Origin of the sequence: Ottowia flava, assembly GCF_008017535.1 — a bacterium.
Classification (GTDB): domain Bacteria; phylum Pseudomonadota; class Gammaproteobacteria; order Burkholderiales; family Burkholderiaceae_C; genus Ottowia; species Ottowia flava.
This window is the reverse complement of sequence record NZ_VRUA01000021.1, coordinates 13324-32476: the sequence shown is the minus strand read 5'-3', so window position 1 is coordinate 32476 and position 19153 is coordinate 13324. Positions and strand designations below refer to the sequence as shown.

The following is a 19153-nucleotide window of genomic DNA, read 5'->3' as shown; positions in this document are numbered from 1 at the left end:
GGATGACATCGGTGCTCCTGGGCGTTGTCGGTAAGCGCGTGGACCCTTGTCCCCCAGACAGCAAAGAAAAGCGCCGCGCGGTGAGCACTCTAGCGAATAAGTACCATTGTTTCAATATGGTACTTTTTTGGTATTTTCATGCGTGCCCGGGCGCGGTGGCGTGCTGGCGCCAACGCGTGGGTGAGGCTGCTCGGCCGCCAGCGACGGGCGGCATCTGACGGCTTGCTTGGGCCCACGCGCCCGCACGAGTTCGGGCCATGCTTTTTAGGCCAAATTCAGGCATTAGCCTTACAACCGCTTGCGTGGGCAGCTATCGCAAAGATAGCAGTCACCGCACCAGTGACAGGCCGTGTTGTGCCCTGTGTGAACGCGACAAAGCGCTGGGCCCTCCCAGGGCGCAGGACTACAACTTTTAAGCCTTTTCGCCCTGCAGCGCTACAACCACCTGCGCAGCCAGCTCCTGCATCGATAGCAAAACCGATTCACGCGCCCGCCGACGGTCTGCACAAAATAGCCCCGGAGCCGTGGCGGCACCCGGGGCTTTCACCAGGTCAAGCGCCGGTCAGGCGGCTTCCACCCGTACCGGCACGCCCTGGCGCACGGCGGCGCCGGAGATGGTGTCGATCCAGGCGTTGGCGTGGCCTTTGCGGGTTTCGTCGACCAGGCCCATGTCGTTCATGTTGGTACCGGCGCCCAGCGCTTCGTTGGACGGCATGGGGTGGCCGTCGACCAGGTGCTCGCGTGTGCCAAGCTCGTGGTGGCCGTAGCCGTATTCGACGGCAATGGCGCCGGGCATGATGCCTTCGCGCACGATGGCCACGCCCTTCACCGCGCCGCCCGGGCCGACGATGCGGATGGCCTGGCCGTTGGCTATCCCTAAGCGCTTGGCGTCGTCGCGGTGGATGGACACCGGGTTGTGCGGGTGCACCTGGCGCAGACGGCTGGCGCCGATGGACATGGAGCTCATCAGGTTCGATTTGTACGAGATCATGAGCATCGGCCAGTCCTTCTCGCCGTACTTGTCGCGCATGGGCGTGCCGTCGGCCAGGCGCGTGGGCTGCCAGGTGGGGCAGCCGCTGAAGCGCTCGCCGGTCATGGAATGGCGCATCTTGGAGATGCCTTCGTCCCACAGCGGCAGCATCTTGCTGTGGCGCACCTTGAGGTGGTCGCCTTCCCAGGCCTGTTCCAGCTTGTCGAAGCGGCCGCCGCGCGTCAGCACCATGGCGACCTGGCGCCATTCGGCGGGTTTGAGCTTGGCTTCGAGCAGCGGTTGCAGGCGTTTAAGGCCGGTCACTTGAAGATCGTCGTCACTGGCTTCGCCCACCGGCTTGCCGGCCGAGAAGGCGATGTTGGCGACGCCGCACAGGTAGAAGTCGGTCGCGCTGTCCAGATCGAAGGCGTTGCCCTCCTTGTCCTTGACGGCGCCGGCGCCGAAACCGGGCATCTTCAGCGTGCGGGCGACGGCGAACAGGAACGCTTCGAGGTTGATCGGCTCGCCGCGCGCGTTCTTCGCCACGCGTGGCTCGACCACCGGGCAGCGCACCGTCGACGACTTGGCCACCACGTCCGCCCAGGGCACGGAGATGCCCCAGCTTTCGTACGTGACCGTGTCCGGCACGATGTAGTCGGCGTAGGCGTTGGTCTCGTTGATGAAGGGGTTGATCGAGACGATCAGCGGCAGGTGCTGCGGGTCTTTCAGCTTGTCGATCAACGCGTTGCGGAAGCCCGAGATCGCGTACACCGGGTTGGCCATGTGGTTGAACCACACCTTGGCCTTGTACGGGTAGCCGTTCAGCGCGGAGGCGACCATTTCGCTGCTGAGGTTGCCGGTGGCCGGATACCACGGCGCCTGCGCGGGGTACGGATTGGCGCCGCTGGCCTTCTTGCGCTTGAACTCGCTCGACTTCTCGTACGGCGTGCGGTTGCGCGAGAGCGACAGGCCGCTGGGCTTGGCCTTGCCGGGGAATTCGGCAAAGTTGTAGCGCGGGCCAGGGCCGAAGGGGCCGAACGGACCGGCGTCCAGCACCAGACCGCCCTTGTGATTGAGGTTGCCGATCAGCGTGTTGAGCATGCTGATCGCATAGGCGGTCTGAAAGCCTGCGCCGCTCATGGTGCCGCCGTGCGCATCGGCCACGGCGCGCTTGCCATGGCTGGTGAACTCGCGCGCCAGTGCCTCGATGTCGGCGCGCGGCACGCCGCACAGTGCAGCGTACTCGTCCAGCGACTGGCGGGCGGCCTCGCGCGACAGCATCACGAAGGCGCTGACCACGGGCACGGCCTGGCCGTTTTCGCCCCAGGCGGGGATGTCGAGGGTGGTGTCGACCTTGAGTTGCGCGGGTTGCGGCTGCGTGTGGGCGACGAGCGACCCGTTGGCGGTCTGCACCACGTACACGTCGGGCACTTCGGGTGCCGGGGCGGGCGCCGGGGCTGCCGCGGCGGCAGCGGGCTTGCCTGGATCGGCCGCGGCCGCGGCAGCCACAGCAGGCTTGGCCGCTGCGGGCGCTGCAGGGGCCGCTGCTGCTGGCTTGGCCGGCGCCTCGGGCTTGGGCCAGCCCAGGTCTTCGCCGCGCAGGAAGGTGCCAAAGCGCGGGTGCTTCGGGTCGGCCACCATCAGGTGCGTGGCGTTGGTCCAGGCGCCCTCGCCCGCGGCTTCGACCGCGGCGGGGCCGGGCTGCGTAAGCGCGGCGGCGTTGTAGCGCTCGTTCTCGATGATCCAGCGGATCATGCCCATGGCCAGCGCCAGGTCGGTGGCGGGCTTGATGGGCTGCCAGCGATTGCCGCTGCCGGCCGCCAGGCTGGACGAGGTCGGCAGGATCGGCGACACCACAACGTAGCGGAACGGGTTGACCTTGCGCGAACGCGCCTCGGCCAGCTCACGCCCCTGGCGCTGGAACGGGTTGCCGGCTTGCGCGGGCGCGGTGCCGATGAACAGACCGAATTCGGCGCTGGTCCAGTCGGGCTTGCCGTGCGGCATGCCCTTGATGTCGCCCAGCGCGGCGCCGGCGCCGACGCGGAAGCTCTGGCCGCAGTACGAGCCGTGGTTGGCAAAGTTGATGCTGCCGAACGACTGCTCGGTAAAGCGGCGGATCAGCGCGGTGCGGCCTTCATTGGACGCGTCGGTGAAGAAGAACTGGTTGCTGCGCGGGCCGTAGTCGGGGTTGTCGACGTCGATCAGCGTCTGTGTGTCGAACACGGCGCGCATGCCGTCGACATGCCCTTCGCCAAACAGGTCGCCGCCTTCACAGACTTCCTTGACCAGGTCCTCGAAGGAAATCGTCTTCCACTGGCCTGCGCCACGTGGGCCCACACGCTTGAGCGGCTGCAGCACGCGATGGGGGTTGAACTGCTGCTCGAGCATGGACGAACCGCGCGCGCAGGACGTGGCGCGACCTTCAAGCCCGGTGTCGCCGCCCAGGCGCGCGTACACCTCGCGCACCGGCATTTCCATGGGCGCCGGGTTGCCGGTGGCCAGCGGGTGGTAGGGGTTGCCCGCCACGCGCAGGATGCGGTTGCTTTCGTTGTCAACCCGCACGCGCACGCCGCACTGGGTCCAGCAGCCCAGGCAGCTGGACATCGCCACGGTCTGGCCGGGCTGGGTGGTCAGCACGCCCGTGGCCGGGTCGATGCGGAATTCGGGTGTCAGCGAGTTGCCGCGCAAGGCGCTGGGCGGTGCGGTGCCGGCGCTGCCGGTTACCAGACCCTTGCCGGCCTTGAACAGAGTTTCACCGTATCCGGCGGCGAAAGCGGCCAGACCACCGCCGGCGATGCCGCCGCGCGTGATCAACTGGCGCTTGCTCATGTCCGGCGGCGGGTTGCCGTCGGGGCGATTGGATTTCACTGCATCATTCATGGCATGACTCCTTGGCTGGCGCGCCTCAGGCGGCGGCGAGCGTGACACGGGGCGGGAAGTGGTACAGCGCGGTGCTGACGATGGCGATCAGCGCAGCCACCAGGCCAAAGACGCCGACCATGCCCAGCACACCGTCGCTGCCCCAGGGCAGGCTTTGCAGGTACAGGCCCGCACCGAACTTGGGCACCGTCTGCACCGCCATGAAGACGATCCAGCGGAAAACCCAGGCGGCACCCAGCAGGGCCAGCGCCACCACCAGCCCGTAGGCGTTGGAGGGGTGGCTGCCCAGCGGACGCCAGATCAGCGCCATCACCGCCAGCCCCACGATCAGCGAGCCGATCAGCGCCAGCTTCCAGGCGCCGAACTCGGTGAACAGCTTCATGGCCTCAGTGAACGATGGCGAGTGGCCCAGCACGCCCAGGAGGGCCCAGGCCAGCGCAGCAGCGGCCAGCGCGAGCGACACGAGCTGGGCCAGGCGCCGCAGCAGGCCGATGGGGAAGCCCTTGAGCCCGCCGGGCAGCCAGCGCGCCACCAGCAGCACGGCACCCAACGTGCCCAGCGCTCCGGTCAGCGCCAGGTTGACCGGCAGGAACGGCGTGGCCCACAGCGGGCGCGAGCGCACCACCATCATTTCGCCGCCGGTGTAGGTCAGGATGGTGAGCGCGCTCAAGATCATGAGGACGCCGATCGCGCGCATCCAGCTCAGCTTGCGCAACCACCAGCTGGCGCTGAACAGCATCACGAGCGTGACGTAGACCGGCAGCAGGAACGCGCCGATCGACATCCACGACCAGGGTGTCGGGTAGGCGTAGAAGTGCCAGAAGCGGCCGGGCTGGTGCAGGTCGGCCAACAGCGACACGGGCGCCGCGATGCCGGTGACCAGCAGCACGACGACGGTGGCGGGCAGCAGGCGCGCGCGATCGGAACCCGGCGAGCCAAAGGCCAGCCAACCCGCCAACAGCCCGGCGGTGGCCGCAATGCCGATCAAGAAGAAGTACTGGACAGCCCAGGGCAGCCAGGCGGCCTCGTACGCAGGGGTGAGCAGTTCGATGATGTTCATGGCGTTCTCTCCTTGCGGCTCAGTGCTCGGGCAGCACGCGCACGCCGGCCTGGCCATCGATGCCGTTGACGAACTCGTCCGGCAGACCGATGTAGAACACGTGCGGGCGCGTGCCCATGTCGGGCTTGAGCACCTTGATCTCGTCCTTGTTCTCCTTGAGCAGGGTCGAAATCTCACTCTTGGGATCGTTCAGGTCGCCGATCTTGCGGGCGCCGCCCACGCAGCTTTCGACGCAGGCCGGCAGCAGGCCGACCTCCAGGCGGTGCTCGCAGAACGTGCACTTGTCGGCCGTTTGCGTTTCGTGGTTGATGAAGCGGGCGTCGTACGGGCAGGCCTGAACGCAGTAACCGCAACCGACACAGCGCTCGTTGTCCACCAGCACCACGCCGTCGGTGCGCTGGAAGGTGGCCTGAACCGGGCAGACCGGCACGCAGGGTGGCTCGTCGCAGTGGTTGCACAGCCGCGGCAGGCTGACCATGGCGGGCGGCACACCGTTGACCTTGCTGTCCACCTCGTACTGGAGCACGGTTGTGCGAAACTGGCCGATCGGCGGCAGGTTTTCGAGGGAGCAGCTCACCGTGCAGGCTTGGCAGCCGATGCAACGGCGAATGTCCACCAGCATGCCGTAGCGCTTGCCATTGGCCTCGCCACGGCGCGGCGGCTGGGCGTTGATGGCCGCCGCCGCCGGATCGGCGGTAACCACCATGCCGGTGGCCGTCACGCCAAGGCCGAACAGTGCACGGAGCAGTCCGCGCTTGCTGCCCGACGGCGCTGCCTCATTGGCGCTTGGGCCGGGTTTGGAAAGAGATTCAGGTAGGTGATTCATTTCGTGTTCCGTAACGGCTTCCAACCACTTTTTCTTGCCGACGATTCACTGTAGGAAACAATATCCCCATTGACCATCCGGTTAATAGTTCGGTCCGATAGACACTTTTCCCTATTGCCGACCGGGTTACTCGGATTTGCCATGTTTCCTGTGCGCATGTGCTCCCGCTTTCCGCTGATCCAATGGGCGCTGCCATGGCGCCTGTCGCTCGTCGTCGTTGCGCTGCTGGCGTTGGTGGCCTGGCGGCCGGCTCTCGCTCAAAGCGCAGCCCCGGTCCGCATCGGGGTGCTGGCCTACCTGGGCAACGAGGCCGCGGTGGAAGAGTGGTCGCCCGTTGTCACCCAGCTGAGCAAAGCGCTGCCCGGAAGATCGGTCGAACTTCGTCTGCTGGCGCACGAGGGGCTGGTCGCTGCCGCCAAGGGGCGCGACATCGACTTCGTCATCACCAACCCCGGGCACTACGTCGAGCTGGAATCGCGTGTGGGCGCCTCGCGCATCCTGACGCTGCAGACCGGGGACGCACCTGGCTCAGCCGATCAAGCCATCGGCACCGCCGTCGTCACGCGATCGGACGATCAGCGCATTCAGCGCCTGGCCGACCTGCGCAGTCAGCGCGTTGCGATCGTGGGAGAAGAAGGATTTGCAGGCTTTCAGGTGGCCTGGCGCGAGCTGGCGGCCGAAGGCATTGAGCCCACACGCGATCTGGATCTGCGCACCGTCGGCTTGCCGATGGACCGCGTGTTGACCGCGGTTTCCAGCGGCCAGGCCGACGCAGGCTTTGTGCGCGCCTGCATGATCGAAGCCAAACCAGAGTGGCGCGCTCGGTTCCGGGTCGTGGCCCCTCGCCACGAGACCGGCTTCGCCTGTGCCAGCAGCACGCGCCTCTACCCCAACTGGCCGATCGCCACGCTGCGCCACACCGATCCTGAACTGGCCCGCGCCGTGACCATCGCGCTGCTGGAAATGCGGCGTGAAGACAGCCCGATCGTCTGGACCGTACCCGCCGACTACCAGGCGGTGCACGACTTGCAGCGTGAACTGCAGATCGGCAGCTATGCGGGTCTGCGCACGCCCACGATGACGGCCATCGTTCGGCGCTACTGGCCGTGGATCGTCGGGTTGTTTGCCCTGATTGGCCTGGGCGGCCTGTACACCTTCCACGTGGAGCGCCAGGTTGACGCGCGCACGGCCGATTTGCGCGCCGCCGCGCGCGAAAGGCAGGCACTGGAAGCCCATCTCCAGCAAAGCCGCGAGCAGGCAGAGCATCTGGCCAGGCTGTCGGTGCTGGGCGAACTGTCGGGCACGCTGGCCCATGAGCTGAACCAGCCGCTGGCGGCCATCGGCAACTACGCGCAAAGCCTGATCCGTCGCGCAGACAACCAGCGCCTGACGCCTGAGACGGTGCGGGAGGCAGCGGGTGAAATGGCTGGGCAGGCCGAGCGGGCGGCGGGTGTTCTGGGGCGCATCCGCTCGTTTGCCAAGAAGCGCGTGGCCCAGCGCACCCATGTATCACCAGATGCCGTCGTGCGCGACGCCGTTGCGCTGTTTCGCGGCATGCAGGCGGGCGCGCCGCCCGTAGACGTCGTCGACGAACTGCCACCCGGCACCACCGTCAGCATGGACGGGCTGCAGATTCAGCAGGTGCTGCTCAACCTTCTCAAAAACGGCTGGGACGCCACGCGCGAGCTGCCGCCCGAGCGGCAGCGGCTCAGCGTGCGCCTGTCCCTGGTCTCGGGCCAACTGCGGATCGAGGTGCGCGACCTCGGCGATCCGCTTGCCGACGCGCAACAATCGCAGCTGTTTGAGCCCTTCTTCACCACCAAGCCAGACGGCATGGGCCTGGGTCTGGCGATCTGTCGCACGATCGCCGAGGCGCATGGCGGCCGGCTGGACGCTGCGCCAGCGGCCAACCCACCCGGTCTGGTTTTCAGTATCACCTTGCCCCATGACGTCAGAGCGCCTCTCAGCCGACCCGCACCCCTGGCAGATTCATCTGGTCGATGACGATGCGGCGTTTCGCCGTTCGCTGGTGTTCCTGCTCGAATCGATGGGCTGGGATGCGGTGGGCCATGCCTGCGCGAACGACTACCTGGGGGACGGGCTGATCCACGTCGAACACACCGGCTGCCTTTTACTCGACGTCCGCATGCCCGGCATGAGTGGCCTGGAACTGCAGCAGACCCTGCTTGCACGCGAGATCCAGCTGCCGATCGTTTTTCTCACCGGTCACGGCGACGTGGAGCTCGCGGTGCAGGCGATGAAGAACGGCGCCTTCGACTTCCTGGAGAAACCATTCAAGGACCAGCGTCTACTGGACATCGTCTCTGCCGCCCTCCGGCAACGCGAAGCCGAGCGCGCCGTCCACGCCCGGTCGCGGCAGGCCAGCGACCGTCTTGCGCGCCTGTCCCCGCGCGAGGCAGAGGTGGCTCGGCTCGTCGCGCGCGGTCTGCCTAACAAGCTGGTAGCGCGCGAACTCGGGATCAGCGAGAAAACCGTGCATATCCATCGGCAGCACGTCATGGAAAAGGCGGAGATCGGCAGCGCCGCCGAACTGGCGCGGCTGATGCTTTCCAGCGACCCGACGGCACTGGACTGAAAGCCGGCGCTGCCAGGCCCAGTGTGCGTTGCGCGGCACAGTGGTCGCCAAGGGGCTGGCGCGCGCGCAAACAGCCCGCTATAACCGAAGTCGCGCCGCACAAACGGGCGCCGACAGCACGCTGCCCTTGCCGGTATCGGTTTCGGATCGGAGGACACGGGTTGCTCGTAAAACCATCCTAAGAACAGGAGACCAATCCGATGCCTTGGCAACAGATCTATGACCCGATGGGCAACATGGTGTTGTCCACCTTCCTCGCCGCCATTCCGGTGGTGGTGATGCTGGCGGCCCTGGGGTTCTTCCACATCAAGGCGCACATCGCCGCCGGCATGGGCCTCATTGCCGCGCTGTTGGTGGCCATCTTCGCCTACGGCATGCCGGCCGACATGGCCGGGCGCGCCGCACTCTTCGGTGGTTTCACCGGCCTGCTGCCGATCGGCTGGATCGTGCTCAACATCATCTTTCTGCACCAGCTGACGGAACAGAACGGCAGTTTTGCCGTGCTGCAGGATTCGCTCTCCGGCATCACCGAAGACCGGCGCATCCAGCTGCTGCTGATCGCGTTCTGCTTTGGCGCCTTTTTTGAAGGCGCTGCGGGCTTCGGCACACCCGTGGCCGTCACGGCAGCGATCCTGATCGGCCTGGGCTTCTCGCCGCTGGCCGCGTCGGGGCTGAGCCTCATCGCCAACACGGCGCCGGTGGCCTTCGGCGCGCTGGGCACGCCCATCATCACGCTGGCCAAGGTACACGGCTACGACGTCATGGAAGTGACCGCCATGGTGGGGCGACAGTTGCCCTTCTTCTCCCTGATCGTGCCCTTCTGGCTGATCTGGGCGTTTGCGGGGCGCAAGGGCATGATGGAAATCTGGCCCGCCATTCTGGTGACCGGGGTCAGCTTCGCCATCCCGCAGTTCCTGGTGTCGAATTTCATCGGACCGGAGCTGGTGGACATCATCGCCGCGCTGGCATCGATGGCCTGCCTGGTCGGCTTCCTGCGCGTCTGGCAGCCCAAGAAGGTCTGGACCTCGCCTTCGTTGCGCGGCCACGACCCCAGCGCCGCCGAGGCCAAGCCACCGCAGCCCATCAAGAAGCACAGCACCGAAGCCCTGGTGGCGGCTTGGACGCCTTGGGTCATCCTGTCGGTGTTCGTGTTTCTCTGGGGGCTGCCTTCGGTGAAGGCCTGGCTCAACGGGCTGTTTGCACCGTCCTTCCCCATGGGCGGCCTGCACAACCTGATCGAGAAGGTGCCACCCGTCGTACCGCAACCGACCAAGGAAGGCGCGGTCTACACGCTGAACCTGCTGTCCGCGACCGGCACCGGCATCCTGGTGTCGGCCATCGTCAGCGCGCTGGTCATGAAGTACAACCCCATCACCATCGTGCGGACCTTCTTCAAGACGCTGTGGCTGGTGAAGTATTCGCTGCTGACCATCGTGCTGATGCTGGCGCTGGGCACGCTGACGCGCTACTCGGGCACCGACACCACGCTGGGCCTGGCCTTTGCCAACACCGGCATCCTCTACCCCTTCTTCGGCACCTTGATGGGCTGGCTGGGCGTGGCGCTGACGGGTTCCGACACGGCGTCGAACGTGCTGTTTGGCGGCATGCAGAAGGTCGCGGCCGAACAGCTGGGCCTGTCGCCCAACCTGATGGGCGCCGCCAACAGCTCGGGCGGCGTGATGGGCAAGATGATCGACGCGCAGTCGATCGTGGTGGCCTCCACCGCCACGCGCTGGTTCAACAAGGAAGGCGAGATCCTGCGCTACGTGTTCTTCCATTCGATCGCGCTGGCCTGCCTGGTTGGCCTGTACGTGACGATGCAGGCCTACGTCTGGCCGTTCACGCTGATGGTGGTCAAGTAAATTCAACCGACTGGCCCCGCTGGGGCCGGGCCAATTCAAGACCGCTTCGGCGGTCTTTTTTCATGGCCGGCCGGCGGCGCGCAGACATGAGAAAATTCAAGGTTTCGCGCGCGCGACGCCGCTTGCGCGCCCACCACAAGAGATTGGCACCATGGACGCAGAACACATCAACCAGATTGGCTCCCGCATCGACGACCTGCGCGCGCGCACCGACGCGCTTCGGGGGTATCTTTGACTACCCTGCCAAGGCCGAACGCCTGCGCACCGTCAACGCGGCGCTAGAAGACCCGGCGGTCTGGAACGACCCCAAGAAGGCCCAGGAGCTGGGCAAGGAAAAGAAGGCGCTGGACGGCGTGGTCGTTGCGCTGGACGAGCTGACGCAGAACCTGTCGGACAACGCCGAGCTGTTCGAGATGAGCCGCGAAGACGATGACGAAGCCGCGCTGCTGGCCATCGGCGAAGACGTCGCCGGATCGGCCACCGCCATCGAAGAGCTGGAATTCCGCCGCATGTTCAACCAGCCGGCCGACCCGCTGAACTGCTTTTTGGACATCCAGGCCGGCGCCGGCGGCACCGAGGCCTGCGACTGGGCCAGCATGCTGCTGCGCCAGTACCTGAAGTACGCCGAGCGCAAGGACTTCAAGACCGAGGTCGAAGAAGAAACCCCCGGCGACACGGCTGGCATCAAGAGCGCGACGATCAAGATCGAAGGCGAATACGCCTACGGCCTGCTGCGCACCGAAACCGGCGTGCACCGCCTGGTGCGCAAGTCGCCGTTCGATTCGTCGGGCGGCCGCCACACCAGCTTTGCCAGCGTGTTCGTGTACCCGGAAATCGACGACTCGATCGAGATCGAGATCAACCCGTCCGACGTGCGCACCGACACCTACCGCGCCAGCGGCGCCGGCGGCCAGCACATCAACAAGACCGATTCGGCCGTGCGCCTGACGCACATCCCGACCGGCATCGTGGTGCAATGCCAGGACGGCCGCAGCCAGCACAGCAACCGCGACGTCGCCTGGCGCCGCCTGCGCAGCCGCCTGTACGACCACGAGATGCGCAAGCGCCAGGAAGAACAGCAGAAGCTGGAAGACAGCAAGACCGACGTGGGCTGGGGCCACCAGATCCGCAGCTACGTGCTTGACAACAGCCGCATCAAGGACTTGCGCACCAATGTCGAAATCAGCGCCACCCAGAAGGTGCTGGACGGCGACCTGGATGCGTTCATTGAAGCGTCGTTGAAGCAAGGCGTCTGACCTCGCCTTTTTTAAGTGTTTTTGGCCTCCCGCGCTACAACCACCTGCGCGGGCAGCTATTGAATTTGCAGTAAACAGGAGTTCGGATGCGCGAAGGACACAGCACCGTCACCCGACGTCAAGACTACGCCCCGCCGGCTTTCTGGATCGACAGCGTCGACCTGACGTTCGATCTGGAGCCGACCAAGACCCGCGTGCTCAACAAGATGGTGTTGCGCCGCAACCCCGATGTGCCCGCGCAGCCGCTGCGGCTCGACGGCGACGAGCTGAACCTGGCGCGCGTCGTGCTGGCCGGCCAGGGCTGCAGCTTCCGCATGGACGGCCAGACCCTGGTGCTGGAGAACCTGCCCGAAGGCACGGCGCCGTTCGAGCTGGAGGTCTTCACCACCTGCAACCCCGAAAAGAACAGCAAGCTGATGGGCCTGTTCATGAGCGGGGGCGATTTCTTCACCCAGTGCGAGGCCGAGGGCTTTCGCCGCATCACCTACTTCCTGGACCGCCCCGACGTGATGGCGACCTACACGGTCACGCTGCGCGCCGACAGGAAGCGCTACCCGGTGCTGCTGTCCAACGGCAACCTGGTCGAATCGGGTGATCTGGACGGGGGCCGCCACTTTGCCACCTGGCACGACCCGTTCAAGAAGCCGAGCTACCTGTTCGCCGTGGTCGCCGGCCAGTTGGTAGCGCGCGAGCAGCGCATCGTCACCCGCTCGGGGCGCGAACACCTGCTGCAGGTGTACGTGCGCCCGGGCGATCTCGACCAGACCGAGCACGCGATGAACTCGCTGATCCATTCGGTGCTGTGGGACGAGGCGCGCTTTGGCCTGGCGCTGGACCTGGACCGTTTCATGGTCGTGGCCACGTCCGACTTCAACGCCGGCGCGATGGAGAACAAGGGCCTGAACATCTTCAACACGAAGTACGTGCTGGCCAAGCCCTCCACCGCGACCGATAGCGACTTCGACGCGATCGAAAGCGTGATCGGCCACGAGTACTTCCACAACTGGACCGGCGACCGCGTCACCTGTCGCGACTGGTTCCAGCTGTCGCTGAAGGAAGGCCTGACCGTCTTCCGCGACCAGGAATTCAGCCAGGACCTGGCCGGCACCGACAGCGCCCGCGCCGTCAAGCGCATTCAGGACGTCATCAACCTGCGCGCCGCGCAGTTCCCCGAAGACGCGGGCCCGATGGCGCACCCGGTGCGGCCCGACGAATACCTGGAAATCAGCAACTTCTACACCACCACCATCTATGAAAAAGGTGCCGAGGTGGTGCGCATGTACCAGACGCTGGTGGGCCGCGATGGCTTCCGCAAGGGCGTGGACCTCTACTTCCAGCGCCACGACGGCCAGGCCGTTACCTGCGACGATTTCGCCCAGGCCATGGCCGACGCCAACCCCGACAGCGACCTGGCACGCCTGCTGCCCCAGTTCAAGCGCTGGTACAGCCAGGCCGGCACGCCGGTGCTGAAAGCCGAAGGCCGCTACGACGCCGCCGCGCGCAGCTACACGCTGACGCTGTCGCAGACCTGCCCGCCCACGCCCGGTCAGCCGCACAAGGAGCCCTTCGTCATCCCCGTGCGCCTGGGTCTGGTCGGCGCCGATGGGCGCGATTTGCCGCTGCAGCTGGACCACTGGCAGCGCCCGGTCGATGGCAACCACACGCTGGTGCTGACCGAACCTGAGACGCGCTTCACCTTCGTCGGCGTCGACAGCGAACCCGTGCCCTCGCTGCTGCGCGGCTTCTCGGCCCCGGTTGAGCTGGACTGGGACGCCACGCCGGAGCAGCTGCTGCACCTGCTGGCGCACGACAGCGACCCGTTCACGCGCTGGGAAGCCGGGCAGCGCCTGGCGCTGTCCATAGCTATCGAACAGATAGCTGGCCCCGCTGATGGTTCTAGGGCTGAGCCGCTGAATGATGCCTATCTTGCGGCGCTGCGTGCGCTGCTGCGCGAGCCCGATCTGGACCCGGCCTTCAAGGCCCTGGTGCTGACCCTGCCCGACGAGGACTACATCGCCGACCAGTTGGACGAGGTCGACCCCCAGCGCATCCACGCCGTCTGCGACGCGATGGAGCTGCAACTGGCCAAGGCCTTGCAGACTGACTGGGCCTGGGCCTACGACGCGCACGAAAACACCGGCGCCTATTCGCCCGACCCGGTCTCCGCCGGCCGACGCGAACTGGCAGGCCTGGCGCTGCACATGCTGTGCCTGGCCGCCACGCACGGCGGTGAGCTGGTCTGGCCCGGCAAGGCCTACCAGCGCTTCAAGGACGCCGGCAACATGACCGACCGCCTGAACGCGCTGGAAGCGCTGGTCTACAGCGGCCACGACCTGGCCGGCCGCGCGCTGCAGCGCTATTACGAGCTGTTCCGCCACGAGCCGCTGGCGCTCGACAAATGGTTTGCCCTGCAGGCCCACGCGCCCGACCACAACGGCAGCGTGCTGCCGCAGGTGCGCACGCTGATGAAGCACCCGGACTTCAACCTGCGCACGCCCAACCGCGCGCGCAGCTTGGTGTTCAGCTACTGCAACGGCAACCCGGCGGCCTTCCACCGGACCGACGCGGCCGGCTACGCTTTTTGGGCCGACCGCGTGCTGGAGCTGGACACGATCAACCCGCAGGTCGCTGCGCGCCTGGCGCGCGCCATGGACGCCTGGGCGCGCCTGGTCGAGCCCTACCGCAGCGCGGCGCGCGAAGCGCTGGCCCGCGTGGCCGCCAAGCCCAGTCTGAGCAACGACGTGCGCGAAGTCGTCACGCGCGCGCTGGCCGAACATGCCCCCGCCGAGGTTGCACACGCCGAGGCCACCGCCCCCGCACTGGACAACGCTGCCGAAGCCCGCTCCGCCCCCACCCCCGACACCGAACCCAAGACCGCGTCATGAGCAAGCAAGTTTCCCTGTCCCGCTACCTGGTCGAGCAGCAGCGCGTCGACGGCCTGATCCCCGCGCAGCTTCGCCTGCTGATCGAGGTGGTCGCGCGCGCCTGCAAGCGCATCAGCCACAGCGTCAACAAGGGCGAGCTGGGCGACGTGATGGGCAGCGCCGGCAGCGAAAACGTGCAGGGCGAAGTCCAGAAGAAGCTGGACATCATCGCCAACGAAGTGCTGATCGAAGCCAACGAATGGGGTGGACACCTGGCCGCCATGGCCAGCGAGGAGATGGACAGCATCTACCTGGTGCCCAACCGCTACCCGCAGGGTGAATACCTGCTGATGTTCGACCCGCTGGACGGCTCGTCCAACATCGATGTCAACGTCTCCATCGGCACCATCTTCAGCGTGCTGAAAAAGCCCGATGGCCACCCCGGCGTGACCGAGCAGGACTTTCTGCAGCCCGGCAGCCAGCAGGTCGCCGCCGGCTACTGCGTGTACGGCCCACAGACCACCCTGGTGCTGACTGTGGGTGACGGCGTCGCCATGTTCACACTCGACCGCGAACAGGGCAGCTTCGTGCTGACGCAAGAAAACGTGAAGATCCCTGCCGACACCAAGGAATTCGCGATCAACATGAGCAACATGCGCCACTGGGACACGCCGGTGAAGCGCTACATCGACGAATGCCTGGCCGGCAAGGAAGGCCCGCGCGGCAAGGACTTCAACATGCGCTGGATCGCCAGCATGGTGGCCGACGTGCACCGCATCATGACGCGCGGCGGCATCTTCATGTACCCCTGGGACAAGCGCGAGCCCAACAAGCCCGGCAAGCTGCGCCTGCTGTACGAAGCCAACCCCATGGGCTGGCTGATCGAACAGGCCGGCGGCGCCGCCACCAACGGCCGCGAGCGCATCCTCGACGTGCAGCCCACGCAACTGCACGAGCGCGTCAGCGTGGTGCTGGGCAGCAAGAACGAGGTGGAGCGGGTGACGCAGTACCACCTAGAAGGCACCTCTACGTAATGTCTTCTGTTAGCCGACCCGCGACAAATATCTAAGGGCTTCGGCGGAGTGGTTGCCGGTCAATCGGCGATGGTTTTCGACCGCGCGGCCAACGATCTCCAGCGCAGCTTCAACGGGTATTGGTAGTTCGTCCAATGCTCCAGGAAGGTCATGTGTTTCAGTTCGTTCCGAAACCAATTTGCTTCCCATTTGATGTCGCCAAACTTCCATTGGTGGCCGAGACTCTTGCCCATGTTTACGGTGTCAGTGATGACATCCGTCATCCAACCGCTTTCGCCATTCGCTGCCAGTAGGTTGCCGAAAATTTCTTCTGCCGCACCTGCGAGGGTAATAGCGCACACAAGATCGTTGTCGTCCAGAAGAACTGCTATCGCTCGATCCATTTGGATTTCGGCGATGCGGAGCTTGGTGTAAACAACGGGAAGTTCTTTGGGCATCAAGCCAATCATCCTAACGCGGCCTCGGGACGTACGAGTGCAAGTCCGTGGTCCAGGTCCTCAATGCGCCTGCTCCCAGTTCGGCCCCACGCCCACTTCGGCCAGCAGCGGCACCTTCAGATCGGCCACGCCGGCCATCAGGTGCGGGGCTTCGGAACGCACCCAATCGAGCTCGGCTTCGGGCACCTCGAACACCAGTTCGTCGTGCACCTGCATCACCATGCGCGTGGCACGCTTTTCTTTTTGCAGCGCGTCCTGCACGACCACCATGGACTTCTTGATCAGATCGGCCGCCGTGCCCTGCATCGGTGCGTTGATCGCCTGACGTTCGGCCGCTTTCTTGCGCGGGCCGTTGCCACCGTTGATCTCGGGCAGGTAGAGGCGGCGGCCGAACACGGTTTCGACATAGCCGTTGGCGCGCGCGAAGGCGACGGTGTCGTCCATGTAGCGGCGCACGCCGGGGTAGCGCTCGAAGTAGCGGTCGATGTAGTTCTTGGCTGCCGTGTTGTCTATCCCCAGGTTGCGCGCCAGGCCGAAGCTGCTCATGCCGTAGATCAGGCCGAAGTTGATGACCTTGGCGTAACGGCGCTGTTCGCTGCTGACCTGTTCGGTGGTCACGCCGAAGACTTCGGCCGCCGTGGCGCGGTGCACGTCCAGCCCTTCGGTGAAGGCCTTCAGCAGCGCCTCGTCGCCCGACAGGTGCGCCATGATGCGCAGCTCGATCTGGCTGTAGTCGGCGCTGACGATGACGTGGCCCGGCGCGGCCACAAACGCCTCGCGGATGCGGCGGCCTTCGGCCGTGCGCACCGGGATGTTCTGCAGGTTGGGATCGTTGCTGGACAGGCGCCCCGTCACCGCCACGGCCTGCGCATAGTGCGTGTGCACGCGGCTGGTGGCCACATCGACCATCTGCGGCAGTTTGTCTGTGTAGGTGCCCTTGAGCTTGGACAGGCCGCGGTGCTCCAGGATGCGCGCGGGCAGCGGGTAGTCCTCGGCCAGCTTTTCCAGCACTTCTTCGTCGGTGCTGGGCGCGCCGGTCGCGGTTTTCTTGACCACGGGCAGGCCGAGCTTGACGAAGAAGATTTCGCCGATCTGCTTGGGGCTTCCCAGGTTGAAGGGCTGCCCGGCCAGATCGTGCGCCTCTTTTTCGAGCGCCAGGATGCGCTGGCCCAGGTCGTGGCTTTGCTGGCGCAGCTGGTCGGCGTCGATGCGCACCCCCGTGCGCTCCATGGTGAACAGCACTTCGCTGGTGGCGATTTCCAGCTCGTAGATGGCGCGCAGCCGCTCTTCTTTTTCGAGTTGCGGCCACAACGCCAGGTGCACGTCCAGCGTCTGGTCCGCGTCTTCGCAGGCGTAGTGCGCGGCCTTGTCCACCGGCACCTGCGCAAACGGGATCTGGTGCGCGCCCTTGCCGCACAGGTCTTCGTAGTTGATGCCGGCACGCCCCAGGTGGCGCTGCGCCAGGCTGGCCAGGCCGTGCGGGCGGTGCACCTCCAGCACGTAGCTTTGCAGCATGGTGTCGTGCGCATAGCCGGCCACCTGGATGCCGTGGTTGGCAAAGACGTGGCGGTCGTACTTGAAATGCTGACCCAGCTTTTTCTTGGCCGGGTTTTCCAGCCAGGGTTTCAGCCGCGCCAGCACCTCGTCGATCGGCAGTTGCTCGGGCGCGTCCGGGCCGCTGTGCGCCAGCGGGATGTAGGCGGCCTGCCCCGGTGCGACGCTGAGCGAAATGCCGACGATGCGCGCCTGCATCTCGTCCAGCGACGTGGTTTCGGTGTCGATGGCGGTCAGTTCGGCCTGCTCGATGCGGGTCAGCCAGGCGTCAAAACTGGCCCAGTCCAGCACCGTGTCGTACGCCAACGCTTCTCCGGCTTTGGACGCCACCGGCTCGCCGCCAAACAGATCGGTCTGCGGGGCCTCTGCCGCCGCCGCACCCGCGTTTGCTGCCACGCGCTGGGCAGACGTGCCCGCGGCACTGCCGGCCTGCAGTCCCTTGGCCAGGCTGCGAAACCCGTATTTCTCATAAAAATCGGCCAACGCGCTACTGTCACCTGCGCGAGCAGCTATTGAATCAAGAGCAGGCAGGCCGTCGACATGACCGGCCAGATCGCAGTCGGTGCGGATCTGCAGCAGCTGGCGACCGGTCGGCAGCCAGTCCAGCGCCTTGCGCAGGTTCTCACCCGCCGCGCCCTTGACCTTGTCGGCCTGCGCGACCAGGGCGTCGAGCGAGCCGTATTCGTTCAACCACTTCGCCGCGGTCTTGGGGCCGACCTTGTCAACGCCGGGGACGTTGTCCACGCTGTCGCCCACCAGCGTCTGGTAGTCCAGCATCTGCGTAGCCGGCACGCCGAATTCGGCGAGCACGCCGGCCTCGTCGCGACGCTTGCCGTTCATGGTGTCGATGATGCTGATGGCGGGCGTCACGAGTTGCGCCAGGTCCTTGTCCCCGCTGGAGATGACCACGTCCAGGCCCTGCGCCTCGCCCGCCCTGGCCAGCGTGCCAATGACATCGTCGGCCTCCACACCAGGCACGGCCAGCACCGGCCAGCCCATCAGGCGAACGACCTCGTGAATGGGAGCGATCTGGCTGCGCAAATCGTCCGGCATGGGCGCGCGTTGCGCCTTGTAGTCGGGATAGATGTCGTCGCGAAACGTCGGGCCGGACGCGTCAAACACGCAGGCCACATAGGGCGCCTCCGCGTAGTCCTTGCGCAGGCTATTCAGCATGTTGATCATGCCGCGGATCGCGCCGGTGGGCTGGCTGGCGCGGTCGGCCGGGTCGGCCCGCAAGTCGGGCATGGCGTGGTAGGCGCGGTACAGGTAGCTGGAGCCGTCCACCAGCAGCATCACGGGGCGCGCAGCGCCCGTCGCGGGCGCAGCATTCGGGGGGGCTTGGGTCTCGGCGGAAGAAGGCACGTCGTTCATGGGCGGATTGTGCACGCCGTCCTACAGGGGTGCAGGCGCCCCCCACTAGAATCAGAGCATGCGTGCAACTGTTCATTTCCGGGCCTCACTAGCCACTCTGGCGCTTTTAGGTGCCATTGGCGTCAATGCTCAGGCGCCGGCGCCTGCCGCGCCCGCCTCTGCCGGGGCGGCTGGTGCGGAAGTCTCACGCGATGAACTGCGGCTGGATCGCCGCACCCAGCGCGTGGAGCACATCCGCACCGAAGACGCGGGCAGCCGCGTGGACGAGGTGCGCAGCGGTGGTGAAACCAAGAGCATCACGGTGCAGCCAAAGACCAATGTGCCGCCGTACAGCGTGCAGCCAGCCGACCCGACCAACATGGGCTCAGGTGAAGCCGGTCCTGGTGCCCCCGGCCGCCGGGTCTGGAAGATCCAGTTCTGACCGCGCCGTTTTCTACCTGATC

Annotated in this window: 12 protein-coding genes; 7 read left to right on the top strand and 5 right to left on the bottom strand. The window is 66.1% G+C overall.

The genetic code is table 11. The features are described 5' to 3' along the window. Window positions 1–562: 562 nt before the first annotated feature. Genes FVQ98_RS16655 through dsrO form a run of 3 tightly spaced genes read right to left on the bottom strand, consistent with a single transcriptional unit; the run spans window position 563 to window position 5736 of the window. Window positions 563–3850: a molybdopterin dinucleotide binding domain-containing protein gene (locus FVQ98_RS16655; RefSeq protein ID WP_255507831.1), complete on the bottom strand. Its 3288-nt coding sequence runs from the start codon at window positions 3848–3850 to the stop codon at window positions 563–565. A gap of 25 nt (window positions 3851–3875) precedes the next feature. Beyond that, the gene (gene nrfD / locus FVQ98_RS16650) at window positions 3876–4910 is read right to left on the bottom strand and encodes an NrfD/PsrC family molybdoenzyme membrane anchor subunit (RefSeq protein WP_147914582.1); all 1035 of its coding nucleotides are present in this window, start codon (window positions 4908–4910) and stop codon (window positions 3876–3878) included. Between the two features lie 19 nt (window positions 4911–4929). Continuing rightward, window positions 4930–5736, bottom strand: a complete 807-nt coding sequence (gene dsrO / locus FVQ98_RS16645; protein WP_147914581.1) for a sulfate reduction electron transfer complex DsrMKJOP subunit DsrO — start codon at window positions 5734–5736, stop codon at window positions 4930–4932. A gap of 150 nt (window positions 5737–5886) precedes the next feature. Here dsrO and FVQ98_RS16640 point away from each other — a divergent pair, with 150 nt between their 5' ends. The 6 genes from FVQ98_RS16640 to FVQ98_RS16615 all read left to right on the top strand — a co-directional run bounded on the left by FVQ98_RS16640 (window position 5887) and on the right by FVQ98_RS16615 (window position 15348). Beyond that, window positions 5887–7740, top strand: coding sequence for a sensor histidine kinase (locus FVQ98_RS16640; protein WP_370512980.1), 1854 nt, complete (start codon window positions 5887–5889; stop codon window positions 7738–7740). Beyond that, window positions 7682–8332, top strand: a complete 651-nt coding sequence (locus FVQ98_RS16635; protein ID WP_147914580.1) for a response regulator transcription factor — start codon at window positions 7682–7684, stop codon at window positions 8330–8332. Before FVQ98_RS16640 ends, FVQ98_RS16635 begins: the two co-directional genes overlap by 59 nt. A gap of 200 nt (window positions 8333–8532) precedes the next feature. Continuing rightward, a complete protein-coding gene (locus FVQ98_RS16630; RefSeq protein ID WP_147914579.1) occupies window positions 8533–10194 on the top strand; it encodes an L-lactate permease in 1662 nt (553 codons plus the stop codon). Window positions 10195–10345: 151 nt separating this feature from the next. Beyond that, a protein-coding gene (gene prfB / locus FVQ98_RS16625) for a peptide chain release factor 2 (RefSeq protein WP_147914578.1) occupies window positions 10346–11450 on the top strand; the annotation gives its coding sequence in 2 pieces (ribosomal slippage) (window positions 10346–10426 and window positions 10428–11450; 1104 coding nt in all). An 86-nt stretch (window positions 11451–11536) separates the two neighbouring features. After that, entirely contained in the window at window positions 11537–14335 is a 2799-nt protein-coding gene (gene pepN / locus FVQ98_RS16620) for an aminopeptidase N (protein ID WP_147914577.1), read from the top strand. Continuing rightward, on the top strand, window positions 14332–15348 hold the full coding sequence (locus FVQ98_RS16615) for a class 1 fructose-bisphosphatase (RefSeq protein ID WP_147914576.1): 1017 nt from the start codon (window positions 14332–14334) through the stop codon (window positions 15346–15348). The genes pepN and FVQ98_RS16615 overlap by 4 nt, the downstream gene beginning before the upstream one ends. Before the next feature lie 59 nt (window positions 15349–15407). Here the strand turns inward: FVQ98_RS16615 and FVQ98_RS16610 are convergent, their stop codons facing one another. Both FVQ98_RS16610 and polA read right to left on the bottom strand, forming a co-directional pair. Next, a complete protein-coding gene (locus tag FVQ98_RS16610) occupies window positions 15408–15785 on the bottom strand; it encodes a hypothetical protein (protein ID WP_147914575.1) in 378 nt (125 codons plus the stop codon). Window positions 15786–15845: 60 nt separating this feature from the next. Continuing rightward, complete coding sequence (polA, locus tag FVQ98_RS16605) at window positions 15846–18632, bottom strand: DNA polymerase I (protein WP_147914610.1); 2787 nt, start codon at window positions 18630–18632, stop codon at window positions 15846–15848. Between the two features lie 136 nt (window positions 18633–18768). On the opposite strand from polA, the gene FVQ98_RS16600 reads away from it, so the two are divergent. Further along, window positions 18769–19131, top strand: a complete 363-nt coding sequence (locus FVQ98_RS16600) for a hypothetical protein (protein WP_147914574.1) — start codon at window positions 18769–18771, stop codon at window positions 19129–19131. Window positions 19132–19153: the final 22 nt, after the last annotated feature.

Coding starts and splice junctions, on each gene's coding strand:
- FVQ98_RS16610 (WP_147914575.1), bottom strand. CDS start 15,785: ATGCCCAAAGAACTTCCCGTTGTTTACACCAAGCTCCGCATCGCCGAA.
- FVQ98_RS16635 (WP_147914580.1), top strand. CDS start 7,682: ATGACGTCAGAGCGCCTCTCAGCCGACCCGCACCCCTGGCAGATTCAT.
- polA (WP_147914610.1), bottom strand. CDS start 18,632: ATGCTGCTGGTGGACGGCTCCAGCTACCTGTACCGCGCCTACCACGCC.
- FVQ98_RS16600 (WP_147914574.1), top strand. CDS start 18,769: ATGCGTGCAACTGTTCATTTCCGGGCCTCACTAGCCACTCTGGCGCTT.
- pepN (WP_147914577.1), top strand. CDS start 11,537: ATGCGCGAAGGACACAGCACCGTCACCCGACGTCAAGACTACGCCCCG.
- dsrO (WP_147914581.1), bottom strand. CDS start 5,736: ATGAATCACCTACCTGAATCTCTTTCCAAACCCGGCCCAAGCGCCAAT.
- nrfD (WP_147914582.1), bottom strand. CDS start 4,910: ATGAACATCATCGAACTGCTCACCCCTGCGTACGAGGCCGCCTGGCTG.
- FVQ98_RS16615 (WP_147914576.1), top strand. CDS start 14,332: ATGAGCAAGCAAGTTTCCCTGTCCCGCTACCTGGTCGAGCAGCAGCGC.
- FVQ98_RS16630 (WP_147914579.1), top strand. CDS start 8,533: ATGCCTTGGCAACAGATCTATGACCCGATGGGCAACATGGTGTTGTCC.
- FVQ98_RS16655 (WP_255507831.1), bottom strand. CDS start 3,850: ATGAATGATGCAGTGAAATCCAATCGCCCCGACGGCAACCCGCCGCCG.